The sequence below is a fragment of the Xylanibacter sp. genome, assembly GCF_057607445.1.
Window position 1 is genome coordinate 22,149 of record NZ_DBLZAX010000015.1, and the last position, 14,428, is coordinate 36,576.

Below are 14,428 nucleotides of genomic sequence, written 5' to 3' on the forward strand. Positions count from 1 at the left end.
TATCGGTGCTTATTTGTTGCTATTCTAATTCTAGTTGTTAAATTATGCTTATTGTTGCGCCTATAACTTTTAATTTATTAATTTTGCAAAAATATATATTCGTATGAAACTGATTTTTATCCTTTCTATGTATTTGATTCCAATGATTGGCTTGGCACAGAGTGTTTGGGAAGCACCTAATGACGAAGATCATAAAGTCACCACAAGTACATTTATTGATAATAAAGAGAATTCGGAAGCTAAATATTTAAAAGGAGCAGTTCCTGAGGTTGATGGAAAAGTTGAATGGCGCTTAGATATTGATGTCCCAAAGAAAAATGCTCAGGATATATACGATATAATATTTGATTGTTTTACGAGTTTAACTAAAACAGAAAATCAACTTGAAGGTAGTCGTATTTCACTTATCAATAAAAAGGACCATATTGTAGTTGCTAGTATGAAAGAGTGGCTCGTTTTTACAGATAAATTATTGTCTTTAGACAGAACGAAATTTAATTATACTTTAATCGCATATTGTAAAGATAACCATCTTACGGTTACAATGGGACGTATATTATATGTTTATGATGAAGAACGCGTTAGAGGTGGATATGTGTATAAAGCAGAAGAATGGATTAATGATGAAAATGCATTAAATCGTAAGCAGACACGTTTGTTGCCTGGTTCTGCAAAATTTAGAAGAAGGACTATTGATCGTAAAGATTATATTTTTAATATGATTAAAGAAAATGTTTTGAAATAAGCTTATTTTTGATATTTTATTTAAAAGCAATGATTGTAAATACAAATGATAATAACAAGAAAATTAATTCTTGTGGGAAATATGGAAGTCGAGGTGAACGCTTTATGTTTCTTCGTAATATATTAAATATTATTTTCATGTTGGGAGCATTGATTGGTATGGTAATTTATTTTAAAGTAGATCATCAAATTGGCACAATCGTAATATTGTCTTCCATGTTATTTAAAATTGTTGAATGTGTTTTTCGCTTCATAAAATGAGTAAAAGGCTATTAATAGGGATAACGTATATATTATTTTGTTTATCGGTCTATTCACAAGACTATAATCAGTTAACAGATACGGGCGAGTTTACACAAGCGGGATCAAATAAAAGTTCAAAAAGTGATACACTTTCATCTGGGAATAAAGAAATTCCAAAAGGATTGAAAGTTTGGACTATTGATGAACGTTTTGGGGAACGTACGGCTGCTGTACCAGATACAATGCAGCATATGTATATGAACTCAATTTTTACAACAGGCCTTCGTGGAGAATACAATACTACAGGAAACTTAGGAGCGCCACGTATTAGTCGTATTTTTATAGATAGAGATGAAATGTCCCAGTTTGTATTCACACAACCATATGATTATTTCTTGACGCCTGTCAACAAATTCCTTTTTACGAACACTCTTTCGCCGATTACCAATATTTCTTATGATGAATGTGGTGATAGAACAAATGGTGAAGATCATTTTAAGGCAATTTTTGGTGTTAATGCAGGTAAAAAGTTAGGCGTAGGTTTTAAGTTTGATTATATCTATGGCCGTGGATATTATCAAAATCAGAGCACGTCGCATTTTAATTATACTATGTATGGCTCATATCTAGGTGACAGATATAATGCTCATATTTTATTATCAACTAATCACCAAAAAGTGACGGAAAATGGTGGTATAACTGATGATAGGTACATAACACATCCTGAAGCATTTGATGATAATTTTAGGGAGAGTGAAATACCTACCGTTTTAGAACAAAATTGGAATCGTAATGATAATCAACATATATTTTTCACACACCGCTATAATTTGGGATTTAATAGAAAAGTAAAAATGACAGAAGAAGAGATTGCTGCACGAAAGTTCGCAATAGCTTCTCAAAAGGAGAATGAAACAAATAAGGCAAAAGAAGAGGCACGGAAGAAAGCTATTAAGGAAGGACGTGAATTTGATGAAAATGCATATGATGAGAAAAAGACATTTTCAGGGCGTCCTGACAATGCTATAATAGCTGGTGATGAGCCTGCCGATACGACTAATACAGCAAGCGATAGAATAGTTCTTGATAAGACAGCCGCAGATAGTTTGCTTAACGTTCATATAGACGATAAAAATGTTGCTAATGTGGATACTGCATGGATGAAAGATGAATACGTGCCAGTTACAAGCTTTATACATACTTTAAAATTTGATAATTATCGTCGTATATATCAAGCATATAGAACTCCTGAAAATTATTATGCAAATACATTCCCTGTTAATGAGAAGTTTGAAGGGGATTCAATTTATGACAAAACTAACCATTATTCATTAAAAAATACATTTGCTATAGCATTGCTAGAAGGTTTTAATAAATGGGCGAAAGCAGGACTAAGGGCTTTTGTTACATCAGATTTACGGCATTTTAGTTTGCCTGATTCTTTAGGCGGAACAAGTAGCTATAACGAACATAATTTGAGTGTTGGTGGTCAATTAATAAAAAAACAAGGAACAACGTTGCATTATGATGTTACAGCTGAAGCATGGCTTGCAGGAGAAGACGCTGGACAATTGAAAGTTGATGCAAACGCAGATCTTAATTTTCGTCTGTTTAATGATACAGTAACTCTAGCTGCACGGATGTTTTTTTATCGCCTTAACCCAACATTTTATTATAGACATTATCATTCAAAACATTTTTGGTGGGATAATGATGGTCTTAGTAAAGAAATACGTACCCGTATAGAAGGTGTCTTTTCTTTAAGGCGTACTCATACTACATTGCGTGTAGCTATTGATGATTTAAAAGATTATACATATTTGAGTCAAAGTTATACAATTACCGATAATTTTAATCGGGCAGGGAATGTGGTTTCTGTAAAGCAATGCTCAGGGAATATAAATTTATTCACTTTGCAATTGTCACAGGATTTTAAATTTGGCCCTCTTAATTGGGAAAATCAAATAACATATCAGAAATCAAGTAATGAAGAAGTCTTGCCTGTTCCTCTGTTAAATATATACACTAATTTATATTTTAAGTTTAAGGTTGCTCGTGTGTTAAGTGTTGATCTCGGGGCTGATTTGCGTTATTTTACAAAGTATAAAGCGTTGGATTATAGTCCGGCATTAGGTCAATATACCGTACAGGACAATGGTGAGAATAATGTTGAAATAGGGAATTATCCTTATGTAAATGTATACGCCAATTTACATCTAAAGCATACGCGATTTTTCATTATGATGAGCCATGTTAATGCAAGTGCAGGTGAATATTTCCTCGTTCCTCATTATCCTTTGAATGGAAGAGTGCTACGTTTTGGTGTGTCATGGAACTTTTTCAACTGATAGTAATCTTGCAACATTGACTGATGAAATAAATTTTATTGTTGATTAGTCTTTAAGTTTATATTAATTTTGTTAGAAAATATCAAATTATGCCTCAAATATCAGTACGTGGATTAGAAATGCCGGAGTCGCCAATAAGAAAATTAGCTCCGTTAGCGACAGCTGCTAAAAATCGCGGAATAAAAGTATATCATCTTAATATAGGACAGCCTGATCTGCCTACACCCAAAGTTGCTATTGACGCTATACGTAATATTGATAGAGAAATTCTTGAATATTCACCATCACAAGGATATCTTGGATACAGAAAGAAGCTTGTGAATTATTATAAAAAGTACAACATTAATGTAAGTCCTGATGATATTATAATAACTTGTGGGGGAAGTGAAGCGGTTCTTTTTGCTTTCATGTCGTGTCTAAATCCAGGAGATGAGATAATTGTTCCTGAACCTGCATATGCTAATTATATGGCTTTTGCTATTTCTGCTGGAGCAAAAATAAGGACTATTGCAACAACTATAGATGAAGGATTTTCTTTACCAAAAGTTGAGAAATTTGAAGAGTTGATAAATGATCGTACACGTGCAATACTTATTTGTAACCCCAATAATCCTACAGGATATTTGTATACAAGACGTGAAATGAACCAGATTAGAGATTTGGTTAATAAGTATGACTTGTATCTTTTTTCTGATGAAGTTTATCGTGAATATATATATACAGGTTCGCCTTATATCAGTGCATGTCATCTTGAAGGTATTGAGCAAAATGTAGTTCTTATTGACTCTGTTAGTAAAAGATATAGCGAGTGTGGAATACGTATTGGAGCCTTGATAACAAAAAACTTGGATGTACGTCAAGCCGTGATGAAATTTTGTCAAGCCCGTTTGTCACCGCCATTAATCGGACAAATAGCAGCAGAAGCATCTCTTGATGTGCCAGAAGAATATTCACGTAGCGTATATGACGAATATGTGGAACGTCGTAAATGTCTTATTGATGGCCTTAATCGTATACCAGGTGTTTATTCACCTATACCTATGGGGGCTTTCTATACTGTTGCAAAACTACCTGTAGATGATAGTGAAAAGTTTTGCCGTTGGTGTTTGGAAACATTTAATTATGAAGGTGAAACTGTCATGATGGCTCCAGCGTCAGGATTTTATACAACACCTGGAGCCGGATATAATCAAGTACGTATAGCATATGTGTTAAAAAAAGAAGATTTAATACGTGCGCTTTTTATATTACGAAAAGCGCTTGAAACTTATCCGGGGAGGGTTGATGAAGAATGAATTTACCATTATATATAGCAAAGCGTATTTATTCAGACAATAACGCTCAGCAAAAAGTTAGTAAGCCGGCAATCCATATCGCAACAGCAGGTGTTGCCGTAGGGTTAGCCGTAATGATAATTTCTGTATGTATTGTTTTAGGTTTTAAGCATACTATACGTGATAAAGTTATAGGCTTTGGTTCCCATATTACTGTTGCGAACTTTATGACGCTACATGGCTATGAACAGAAGCCTATTGCTATGCCTGATAGTATGATGAATGTATTGAAATCCATTAATGGAGTTAAGCACGTACAACGTTATGCAATTAAACAAGGCATATTGAAGACAGACAGCGATTTTCTGGGAATAGCTTTTAAGGGCATTGCTTCAGAATACGATACTGCTTTTATCCACAATAATATGATAAGTGGTACTATTCCTGCATTTAGTGACAATAAAAGCCATAATAAGATTGTTATATCTAAGATTATGGCGGATATGCTCAAGATAAATACTGGTGATAAGGTGTTTGCATATTTTATTGATAATGATGATGTCAGAATGAGACGATTTACTGTATCAGGAGTTTATCAAACAAACCTTACACAATATGATAAAACAATCTGTTTTACCGATCTTTATACTGCATCCCGTCTTAATGGATGGGACACAGGACAAGTTACAGGTGCAGAACTTATTGTGAATGATTTCAATAAGATTAATAATGTCGAAAATATTCTTATTTCTAAAGTAAATAGAACTACTGATACTTATGGAGAAGCCTATTCTTCAGAAACAATTCAAGAGGCGAATCCACAAATTTTTTCATGGCTTGATCTTTTAGATTTAAATGTTTGGATAATACTGGCACTTATGCTATGTGTTGCTGGATTTACAATGATTTCAGGATTACTCATAATAATTCTTGAACGTACAAGTATGATAGGTATTTTAAAAGCTCTTGGTGCAAAGAATACGATAATCCGTAAAACTTTTTTATGGTTTGCTATTTTTATTATAGGGAAAGGTATGATTATTGGAAATATTATTGGTTTTGGACTAGTTTTATTACAAAAACTGACAGGTATTGTTTCTCTAGATCCTTCAACTTATTATGTTAAGACCGTACCAGTTGAAATTAATTTACCTTTAATTATATTACTTAATGTTGCCACTTTACTTATAAGTGTTTTTGTGCTTATAGCACCAAGCTTTCTTGTTTCACGTGTACATCCAGCAAAGTCAATGAGATATGAATAGAATCTAAATATAAATGATTAAGATAAGGCTTCATTATTATGTTTGTAAGTGATTTAATTAATAAAAGAAATTTCCCTAAATTCTAATTAGTCGCCCCTTAAAAAGGTTATTATCTACTGGTATTCAGTAATTTAATCAATAAAAGTCTTTGATGAATCTGCAAGTTTTCTTATCTTTAGGGTAATAAACTTGCAGATTTTATGATTAAAAAAAGTGTAGTGTTTCACTGAGTGTGTCTGAGGCAAGTTTGCCTTAGAAGTGATGATGCAAAGTTAATAGACAATTTTGTATTTCATATCAAAAAAGTGAATTTTATGTTGTATCTGGACGAGGAACGGGTTCTGCAGAGGAGCACCCCGTCAGCAACATGGCTACGCCTATACTGATAGCAAGAACTATCCTGGAGTCGTCATGGCGGCGACTCCTTTTTTTGCTTTCAGGCAGGCTTTTCTGCTAAAAAAACTATTCCATTAGTCCGGAAACAGAGTCTTGTCGCAGGTTATGTTGGGTAGCAGCCGGTCAAAAGCCTTGTGTTCCATGGCGACACTGCCCATGAGCGTCAGTACTGATTCTTCGCCAGGCATGGCTGTACGCATTCAGGTCACTCTCCTGAAGTCCCGGTTGAGGCGCTAGATCCAATTAGTGGTATATATCATGGACAGAATCTCCGGAGCATAGTTCAAGTAAGTCATGTATGCCTTGTAGTCGGCGTTGTTATGCATGAGTTTGAATGCCCGGTAGTCTTTACCCCACCTCTCACACATATCCTGCCATTTCTTCCATGCCATCTCAATGGTGTAATCGCGCTGTCCGGTACGGAATATATCACGCAGGTCAGAAGCCAAAGCACCCTTGTCTCCATGACTGACCTTGGCAAACATATTGCGTTTGAGATGGGTTACGCATCTCTGAAGCGGAGTACCGGGGAATTTCTCTCCCACAACGACATCAAGACCCTTAATACCGTCTGCTACCATGAGCCCAATCTTTTGGACGCCCCTTTCTTTTAAAGTGTCAAAGATATCACTCCATCCTGTTGCGCTCTCTGTAGGAATATTGAATATACCCAGCACATCACGGCGGCCTTCCTCTGTAACGGCCAATGCGACATAGAACGCTTCACTGGATACCGAACGTTTACGGTGAATCTTAATATGCACACAGTCTACGAACATGACCGGGTAGTAACTCTCAAGACTGCGCTCCAGCCAGGCGCTTACCTGGGTACGAACGCTGTCTACCATCCGGCTGATGCTGGACTTGGAATAGTGCTGGCCGTAAATCTGCTCAAAGACATCTCCGACCTATTCCTGCGTCAGCCCTTTGGTATATAAGACTCCAGCCAACCGGTCACATTCCTCTTCCTGATTGCGAAGAATGGCAAGTATCCGGGGATGAAAGTTGCCATAACGGTCGCGGGGAATACGGAATTCCAATTTTCTTCCTTGGCCATAGGCATGTCCAAAACGATAGCCATTGCCCTTATTTTGAGGATTTTCATGCAGAAACTCACTCCGTTCTGCTACCATCATGCTTTCAGGCATGATTTCCATCAGGTCGTGTAGACCATTTTCTTTCTCTGCATGCTTGCGCATGAGCTCAGAAATTTGTAGTTTCGTGAAGTGCATAGTTTGTATATTTAGTGGTTTGGTTACTCCTAAATTACAAACTTCAGGGCTGACACGCAAGGGGCGGCCCTTTTTTACTGACTATCAGACACACTTTTTGAGATGGTATCACGTTCTTCTGGTTGCAGCGGCTTATAACTTCAAAAGAACCATGAAAGCTCTTTGTTGCATGCATCAAAAAATATGCGAGATACTGTGTTTGAACAATATCTCGCAAAAAGGGCTTTTTTAGGGACGACAAGGGCATTTTCTAATAAATGGTTTTGTCATATACAACTTCAGGGTCTGGTGAACCTGATATCATATCTTGATATGCTTTTGATAAATCAGACTTTACAATATCAATGTCATTATTAACTGGTCGGCCATTATCTAAAATAGAATGTGAGAAGAGCCATTCATATGTTTTATTCATATATAATATTCGTGCTAATGCCCCGTGTGAAGCACCTTTTAGCCAGTCAAATTTAAGTCTTTTGTCATTATTTGTTTGTTTTAATTCGTCGACAACGACTTTTGATTCTTTTATTGATACTGCTCTGTCAGCAGTACCATGTATTATCCATAATGGTACCTTTCCTAAACCAGTTTTGTCTTTGAGCGTACATCCACCGCAAAGCGCCATAGCTGCAGCAACTTTATTTGGATAAGTTCCGGTAAAATCAAGCGTTCCGTATCCACCAAGACTCATTCCAATTACATATACGCGTGTAGAGTCCATTGAATAATTATTTTTTGTCCATTCTAAAACTTGATTTATTTTGTACGGATTCCATGAACCGCCAGGGTTTTGTGGAACAATAACTAATGCATCAATTTGTCTGCCTTTAACTATTGCATCTAATGGTCCATATCGCCTTACTTTATTAAGGTCATTTCCACATAAACTTTGGCCGTGTAAGAAAATTATTACTGGTGTATTCTCAAGCGTATAATAATAGTCGAGTGGGGTATATACCCAGAAATTATATCCTCCGGGTATTGAATCTTTTACAGGTCGAATAAAGTCGTATTGTGCTAATAAATATTGACTATAGCACAGCATCATACAGACTAATAATAATTGTTTCATTTTTGAATGTAATGCATATATCATATGCGATTAAGAACAATTTTTATTAAATCATCAATTTGATTTTTATAACCAGTATTTGCTTCTTTTGCAACACGATTAGCAATAACCATGCAGCATGTTGTTGCTTTATGTCCCATAAGGCGAGCGAGTCCTGCAAGAGCGGAACTTTCCATTTCAAAGTTTGTTATTTTTAAGCCATTATATTCAAACTTTTCTATCTTTTCATTTTGTTTTGGATCAGTCAATGGAATGCGTAATTGACGACCTTGTGGCCCAAAGAAACCACCGCAGGCAATAGTTACACCTCTAACCATATCCTTATCAGCTATGCGTTCAACAAGCTCAGAATCTGCATCTATTATATACGGAGCAGGTGCACACATATTTCCAGTCCAACCAAGATGATTTAAAAGTGCTCTTTCCATTGCAAGATCACACACGGCATTACGCCCTTCATAGAAGTTTAAGAGTCCATCAAATCCAATTGATTTTTCTGAACAAATAAAAGTTCCAACAGGCGTGTATGGTTGTAAACCTCCGCATGTACCTATTCTAACAATATCTAACTGTCGTATTTTTTCTTTTTCTGTACGTGTATTGAAATCAATATTTGCAAGTGCATCGATTTCGTTCATTACAATGTCAATGTTGTCACAGCCAATACCTGTTGATGTGACCATTATTCGTTTGCCATTATATGTTCCGGTTATTGTATGAAATTCCCTACTTTCAATATTACATTCTTTTGTGTCAAAATGTGAAGCTACTAATTCAACTCTTCCTGGATCTCCAACAAGAATAACCTTATCTGCAAGGTCCTCGGGTCTTACATGAAGATGAAATACACTACCATCTGGATTAATTATTAATTCAGACTCTTCAAAATATCGTTTTCCCATATATTTTTCCTCCTATATTTTATTGTTCATTAATTGCAATGTTTTCAGTATTTCTTATTTCTTTTTCTAATGTTTGGATATATTTGTGAAGTTTCTCAAGCTGGTATTCTATATCTCTAATTTCTTTACCTAATGCTTTATTCTTATTTGTCGTATATCTTTTTCTATATGTTTCAAGTTGTAATTCTGTATCTTTTATTTTTTGTTTCATTTCGCATAATTGCAAAAAACGTTTTTGATTTGCTACTGATTTAAAGTCTGTAGGACTAGTATATACTGTATTATCATTTACGATAAATGAGATATTCTTGTTTTCACTTTCCGTTTTCCGCTTAATAAGTTTGGACAGCCTATTTCTAGCATCTTTAAGTTTTTTTGCATCTGTCCATGTCGCTTGTATACTTTTGATATCTGCAAGATCTTTCAATTTGTTATCATCCATATTGACGTCATCGTATATAGTACGTGATGTTGACGGAACAAATGTATATATACAAACCTTACCTTCAGGTTGTCTTCTGTCTGTAACAAGCCATCCAATAGAATCAAATTCGTTTATTATGCAATAATAATCATTTCCTGTTGAGTTGTATGGAAGACCTATATTCTCTGGTTTGTAGAAACGGGCAGAATCTGCATCATACATAGTTACATATATGTCATAGCCACCTAAATTATCTTTGCTTTTACCTGCGAAATATAAAGTTATTCCGTCTGACATCATATATGGGTTATTTATATCAGTAAATTCATCATCAAAATCTGTTATACGTCTTATATCGTTCCACTTTCCGTTAAGTTTATCAGCTGTATAAAGTCGTAAATGGCCTGTTTCATCTTTTTTTGAGAAATATACTTTATTTCCAAATTCATTCATATATGTGTACGATTGCGCTTGGTCGGATACTTTCCAAAAGTTGTTATAAGAATTCACGCTCCCAGATTCTTTGGTCAATGGTATTTTGTTCAAAAAATTATTTTTATCAGCAATAATACTATCAATTATCATTATCTGTTCTGTTGAAGGTAGCATCGTTTCGTATAACATCTGTGCCTGATCTTCTGATGTTATTTTTGTTGTGGCTGCCTTTTTTGTGGTTCTTGATTTTTGCGCGAAGACATTAAATGATACATTTGTTGCCAAAATAATCAGTATAAAATATATGAAACGTTTATTTGACATTACTTTAACTAGTTTTTTAAGGTTATTATTTATTTTGATAAACATATTGTTTGGAATCCTTTTTGTATGAGTACAATGCTTTTACGAGATATATAGTACACCTCGATATGCAAAGATAGCGTAATTTGTTTGAAAGTGGAAAGGATAAATGTCTTTTTTGAATGGCGAAATTTTCGTTTAACTAAAATTAGGCTATTCTTCAATGAGTTTTCCATTCTTTTCTAATGCGTTCCAAATGGAATATCTTGCCTCATTATTCATTTTTTCAACTTCATTAAACAACAAACAGATATCATTTCTATGTGAATCAGTTTCATATGGACATAATTTAATCTGTTTTTTATAGTTGTTGTTTATTGCATATTGCTTGATGTCTTTTTCTTCTTCTAGACATAAAGGACGAATTATTGTGATTGGCATTTTTCTCATTTTTAGGCGTATTGGCATGGTTGAAAAACTGCCTTGAAAATATAAATTCATCATAGTTGTATGAATTATGTCATCCATGTGATGTCCTAAAGCTATTTTATTGCATCCAAGTTCTTGAGCTATTGTGAACAACTGCTTGCGGCGATTCCATGAACATAGAAAACATGGTGATTTCCTTTTATCTGTCATGGCATTAAATTCTGTAGTCACAACATTAAACTTTATACCTCTACTTTCCGTGAAGTTTTTAAGATAGGATATATCTGATTCGTATTTTATGTTTGACATTCTTATATGAAGTGCTTCGGCTGCAAATGAAGGCTTATTAATTCTTAGTCTTCTACTGATTAAGTCTACTAGGCAAAGGGAATCTTTACCACCAGATATTCCAATCAAAATCTTATCATTATCACAAATAAGTTTATAATCATAAATCGCTTTTTGAAAGCGACTTATGATTTTTCTTTCAAGTTTTTCGTTATCAGATAAAATAGGCATGATATATCGTTCTTATGATTCGAAATATTTGTTATTTCATAAAAACAAGATATACTGCACATATTATTAGTAAAAATGCAAGTACATGATTCCAATGCAGTGTTTGACCCTGAAACAGAATATTTGCTATTACGGCGAATACACCTAAACTTATACATTCTTGAATAACTTTAAGTTGTATAAGATTAAAGGGGCCTCCGTTGTCTTGGAATCCGATGCGATTTGCAGGAACTTGACAGCAATATTCAAAGAATGCAATACCCCATGAAAAAAGAATAACTCCTATCATGGGCCATTTTGCTGATATTCCTGATGCTTGAAGTTTTAAATGCCCATACCAAGCAAGTGTCATAAACACATTGCTTAGTATGAGTAATATGATTGTATATAATCCATTCATTATTTATTTTCTTTCATGAGTTGTTTGTCCATGTTGTGAGCTGCGCGTCGTCCGTCACCCATTGCCAATATTACAGTAGCTCCACCTCTGACAATATCACCTCCTGCATAAATCTCTGGGCGCGAGCTTTGCATCTCATCATTTACAACTATGGTATTTTTACGTCCGAGAGTTAAATCTTTAATAGATTTCGGTACTAACGGGTTTGGTGATACACCTATGGCTACTATGACTTGGTCAACGTCTATTGTGATTGTTTTACCTTCAACAGGTACAGGACTTCTTCTTCCTGACGCATCAGGCTCTCCTAAAGTCATAACTTGTAACACAGCCTGCTTTACAGCACCATTTTCATCCGATATATATTCTATCGGATTGTGTAGGCACATAAAATTAATTCCCTCTTCTTTTGCATGTTTGACTTCCTCTAATCTTGCTGGCATTTCTGTTTCAGAACGTCTGTATACTAATGTAACGTCTGCTCCTAAACGTTTAGCTGTTCTACATGAATCCATCGCAGTATTTCCACCACCTACAACTAGTACATGTTTGCCAATATTTAGAGGTGTGTCGGTTGTTGGGTTGGCTGCATCCATTAGGTTTACACGTGTCAGGTATTCATTAGATGACATAATATTTATCAGATTTTCACCAGGTATGTTCATAAAATTAGGCAAACCGGCTCCAGAGCAGACGAAGATGCCTTTAAAACCATTACTCTCAAGCTGTTCTATACTGATAGTTTTTCCTATAATGCAGTCTGTTTGGAAATGAACTCCCATTTTTCGTAGGTTGTCAATTTCTACATCTACGATCTTGTTTGGAAGACGGAATTCAGGTATACCATATTTAAGCACTCCACCTATTTCATGTAAAGCTTCAAATACATATACGTCATATCCCTTTTTTATCATGTCCCCTGCAAAGCTTAGTCCTGCAGGACCAGAGCCGACAACAGCAATCTTAATACCGTTGGAAGAACTTATTTCTGGTAATGAGATCTGTCCACTTTCACGTTCATAATCTGCAGCAAAACGTTCAAGGTATCCAATTGCAACAGCAGGTTCATTCATCTTAAGATGTATACATTGGCTTTCACACTGCTTTTCCTGTGGACAAACACGTCCACATACAGCGGGTAGGGCAGAGGTGTTTTTAAGTACTTTAGCTGCAGCTAAGAACTGGCCTCGTTCAATATTCTTGATGAATGACGGAATATTGATATTAACCGGACAGCCTTCTATGCATGTAGGTTTGGCACAGTCAAGGCATCTTTTAGCCTCTGTCATAGCCATCTCCTTTGTCAAACCCTTATTTACTTCTTCATATCTTGTGGTAGAGCGATAAGAAGGATCTAATTCTGGCATTATTACTCGTTTAATGGCAGTCCGCTCTTTAGGTTTCATCGTTGCACGCAGAGCTTTACGCCATTCTGAGTTTCTGTCTGTCAAAACGTCTATAGGTTCGTCTGTAATTTGGTCGTTTGCGCTAATTAGGTGCTCTTTTTTATCCCCATTGCTTTGTTTTGTCGCATTTAGGTGCTCTTCAAAATGTTCTAGTTCTTCTTGTTCTGCACGTTTGAATGTCCCCATGCGTTTAAACATTTCATCCCAGTCAACTAATGCTCCGTCAAATTCAGGACCGTCAATGCAAACAAACTTTGTCTTTCCACCAATAGTAAGTCGACATGCACCGCACATTCCAGTACCATCGACCATGATTGTATTTAGAGATACATCTGTTGGGATATTATATTTCTGTGTGAGCATGCAACTAAACTTCATCATAATAGGAGGTCCGATAGCAAAAACTTTATCAATATGTTCTTGATTTATAAGTTTTTCAATACCGACTGTTACGACTCCTTTTTCCCCATAAGACCCGTCATCTGTCATTATTATAGTTTCATCACTATTCTCTCGGACTTCATTTTCAAGTATAATTAAATCTTTGTTTCGTCCTGCAATTACAGATAAAACTCTATTGCCTGCTGCTTTTAATGCTTTTATAATAGGAAGCATTGGAGCAACTCCAACTCCGCCTCCTGCACATATTACGGTTCCAAATTTTTTAATGTCTGTAGGATTTCCAAGTGGTCCAACAACGTCTGTGATATAATCTCCGACGTTCAGATTACACATCTTAATTGATGACAGACCTACTTTTTGCACAACCATTGTAATGGTTCCTTTTTCTATGTCTGCATCTGCAATTGTGAGCGGCATACGTTCGCCATTTTCGCCAATTCTTACAATCACAAAATTACCGGCTTTCCGGCTTTTTGCAATCAGTGGCGCTTCTACTTCAAAGAGAAATACTTTCTCTGAGAATTGTTCCTTACGGATAATCTTGTTCATTGTTGTTTTATGGTGTAGTATTTAATAATTAAGGTGTTATATAATTTATGGTTTATGGTAGCAAACCATAAACCATAAATTTAGG

At 35.4% G+C, this 14,428-nt stretch carries 11 protein-coding genes and 1 pseudogene; 5 read left to right on the forward strand and 7 right to left on the reverse strand.

What is annotated here, in order from left to right; translation table 11 throughout:
• Positions 1-103 precede the first annotated feature (103 nt).
• The 5 genes from ACZMIG_RS11395 (at position 104) to ACZMIG_RS11415 (ending at position 5,874) form a co-directional block, all read left to right on the forward strand.
• Entirely contained in the window at positions 104-745 is a 642-nt protein-coding gene (locus ACZMIG_RS11395) for a DUF4468 domain-containing protein (protein WP_487889567.1), read from the forward strand.
• Between the two features lie 29 nt (positions 746-774).
• Positions 775-1,005 carry a hypothetical protein gene (locus tag ACZMIG_RS11400; RefSeq protein WP_303054379.1) on the forward strand — a complete coding sequence of 77 codons (231 nt, stop codon included), beginning with the start codon at positions 775-777 and terminating at the stop codon, positions 1,003-1,005.
• Positions 1,002-3,335, forward strand: a complete 2,334-nt coding sequence (locus ACZMIG_RS11405; protein WP_487889568.1) for a putative porin — start codon at positions 1,002-1,004, stop codon at positions 3,333-3,335. The genes ACZMIG_RS11400 and ACZMIG_RS11405 overlap by 4 nt, the downstream gene beginning before the upstream one ends.
• 89 nt (positions 3,336-3,424) lie before the next feature.
• Positions 3,425-4,630 carry a pyridoxal phosphate-dependent aminotransferase gene (locus tag ACZMIG_RS11410; RefSeq protein WP_303054377.1) on the forward strand — a complete coding sequence of 402 codons (1,206 nt, stop codon included), beginning with the start codon at positions 3,425-3,427 and terminating at the stop codon, positions 4,628-4,630.
• Complete coding sequence (locus ACZMIG_RS11415; RefSeq protein WP_021855328.1) at positions 4,627-5,874, forward strand: ABC transporter permease; 1,248 nt, start codon at positions 4,627-4,629, stop codon at positions 5,872-5,874. Before ACZMIG_RS11410 ends, ACZMIG_RS11415 begins: the two co-directional genes overlap by 4 nt.
• A gap of 470 nt (positions 5,875-6,344) precedes the next feature.
• Here the strand turns inward: ACZMIG_RS11415 and ACZMIG_RS11420 are convergent.
• The 7 genes and pseudogenes from ACZMIG_RS11420 to ACZMIG_RS11450 all read right to left on the reverse strand — a co-directional run bounded on the left by ACZMIG_RS11420 (position 6,345) and on the right by ACZMIG_RS11450 (position 14,343).
• Positions 6,345-7,502, reverse strand: a pseudogene (locus tag ACZMIG_RS11420) (IS256 family transposase).
• Positions 7,503-7,752: 250 nt separating this feature from the next.
• Positions 7,753-8,574, reverse strand: coding sequence for a carboxylesterase family protein (locus tag ACZMIG_RS11425; RefSeq protein WP_288172614.1), 822 nt, complete (start codon positions 8,572-8,574; stop codon positions 7,753-7,755).
• Positions 8,575-8,594: 20 nt separating this feature from the next.
• A complete protein-coding gene (locus ACZMIG_RS11430) occupies positions 8,595-9,476 on the reverse strand; it encodes a nucleoside phosphorylase (protein ID WP_021854330.1) in 882 nt (293 codons plus the stop codon).
• 19 nt (positions 9,477-9,495) lie between these two features.
• Entirely contained in the window at positions 9,496-10,704 is a 1,209-nt protein-coding gene (locus tag ACZMIG_RS11435; RefSeq protein WP_487889569.1) for a hypothetical protein, read from the reverse strand.
• A 147-nt stretch (positions 10,705-10,851) separates the two neighbouring features.
• The gene (locus tag ACZMIG_RS11440) at positions 10,852-11,586 is read right to left on the reverse strand and encodes a PP-loop family protein (RefSeq protein WP_487889570.1); all 735 of its coding nucleotides are present in this window, start codon (positions 11,584-11,586) and stop codon (positions 10,852-10,854) included.
• A 31-nt stretch (positions 11,587-11,617) separates the two neighbouring features.
• Entirely contained in the window at positions 11,618-11,986 is a 369-nt protein-coding gene (locus ACZMIG_RS11445) for a DMT family protein (RefSeq protein ID WP_021854333.1), read from the reverse strand.
• Complete coding sequence (locus ACZMIG_RS11450) at positions 11,986-14,343, reverse strand: bifunctional dihydroorotate dehydrogenase B NAD binding subunit/NADPH-dependent glutamate synthase (protein WP_302024659.1); 2,358 nt, start codon at positions 14,341-14,343, stop codon at positions 11,986-11,988. The genes ACZMIG_RS11445 and ACZMIG_RS11450 overlap by 1 nt, the downstream gene beginning before the upstream one ends.
• Positions 14,344-14,428 lie beyond the last annotated feature (85 nt).

Coding starts and splice junctions, on each gene's coding strand:
- ACZMIG_RS11440 (WP_487889570.1), bottom strand. CDS start 11,586: ATGCCTATTTTATCTGATAACGAAAAACTTGAAAGAAAAATCATAAGT.
- ACZMIG_RS11395 (WP_487889567.1), top strand. CDS start 104: ATGAAACTGATTTTTATCCTTTCTATGTATTTGATTCCAATGATTGGC.
- ACZMIG_RS11445 (WP_021854333.1), bottom strand. CDS start 11,986: ATGAATGGATTATATACAATCATATTACTCATACTAAGCAATGTGTTT.
- ACZMIG_RS11405 (WP_487889568.1), top strand. CDS start 1,002: ATGAGTAAAAGGCTATTAATAGGGATAACGTATATATTATTTTGTTTA.
- ACZMIG_RS11435 (WP_487889569.1), bottom strand. CDS start 10,704: ATGTTTATCAAAATAAATAATAACCTTAAAAAACTAGTTAAAGTAATG.
- ACZMIG_RS11450 (WP_302024659.1), bottom strand. CDS start 14,343: ATGAACAAGATTATCCGTAAGGAACAATTCTCAGAGAAAGTATTTCTC.
- ACZMIG_RS11400 (WP_303054379.1), top strand. CDS start 775: ATGATTGTAAATACAAATGATAATAACAAGAAAATTAATTCTTGTGGG.
- ACZMIG_RS11410 (WP_303054377.1), top strand. CDS start 3,425: ATGCCTCAAATATCAGTACGTGGATTAGAAATGCCGGAGTCGCCAATA.
- ACZMIG_RS11430 (WP_021854330.1), bottom strand. CDS start 9,476: ATGGGAAAACGATATTTTGAAGAGTCTGAATTAATAATTAATCCAGAT.
- ACZMIG_RS11415 (WP_021855328.1), top strand. CDS start 4,627: ATGAATTTACCATTATATATAGCAAAGCGTATTTATTCAGACAATAAC.
- ACZMIG_RS11425 (WP_288172614.1), bottom strand. CDS start 8,574: ATGAAACAATTATTATTAGTCTGTATGATGCTGTGCTATAGTCAATAT.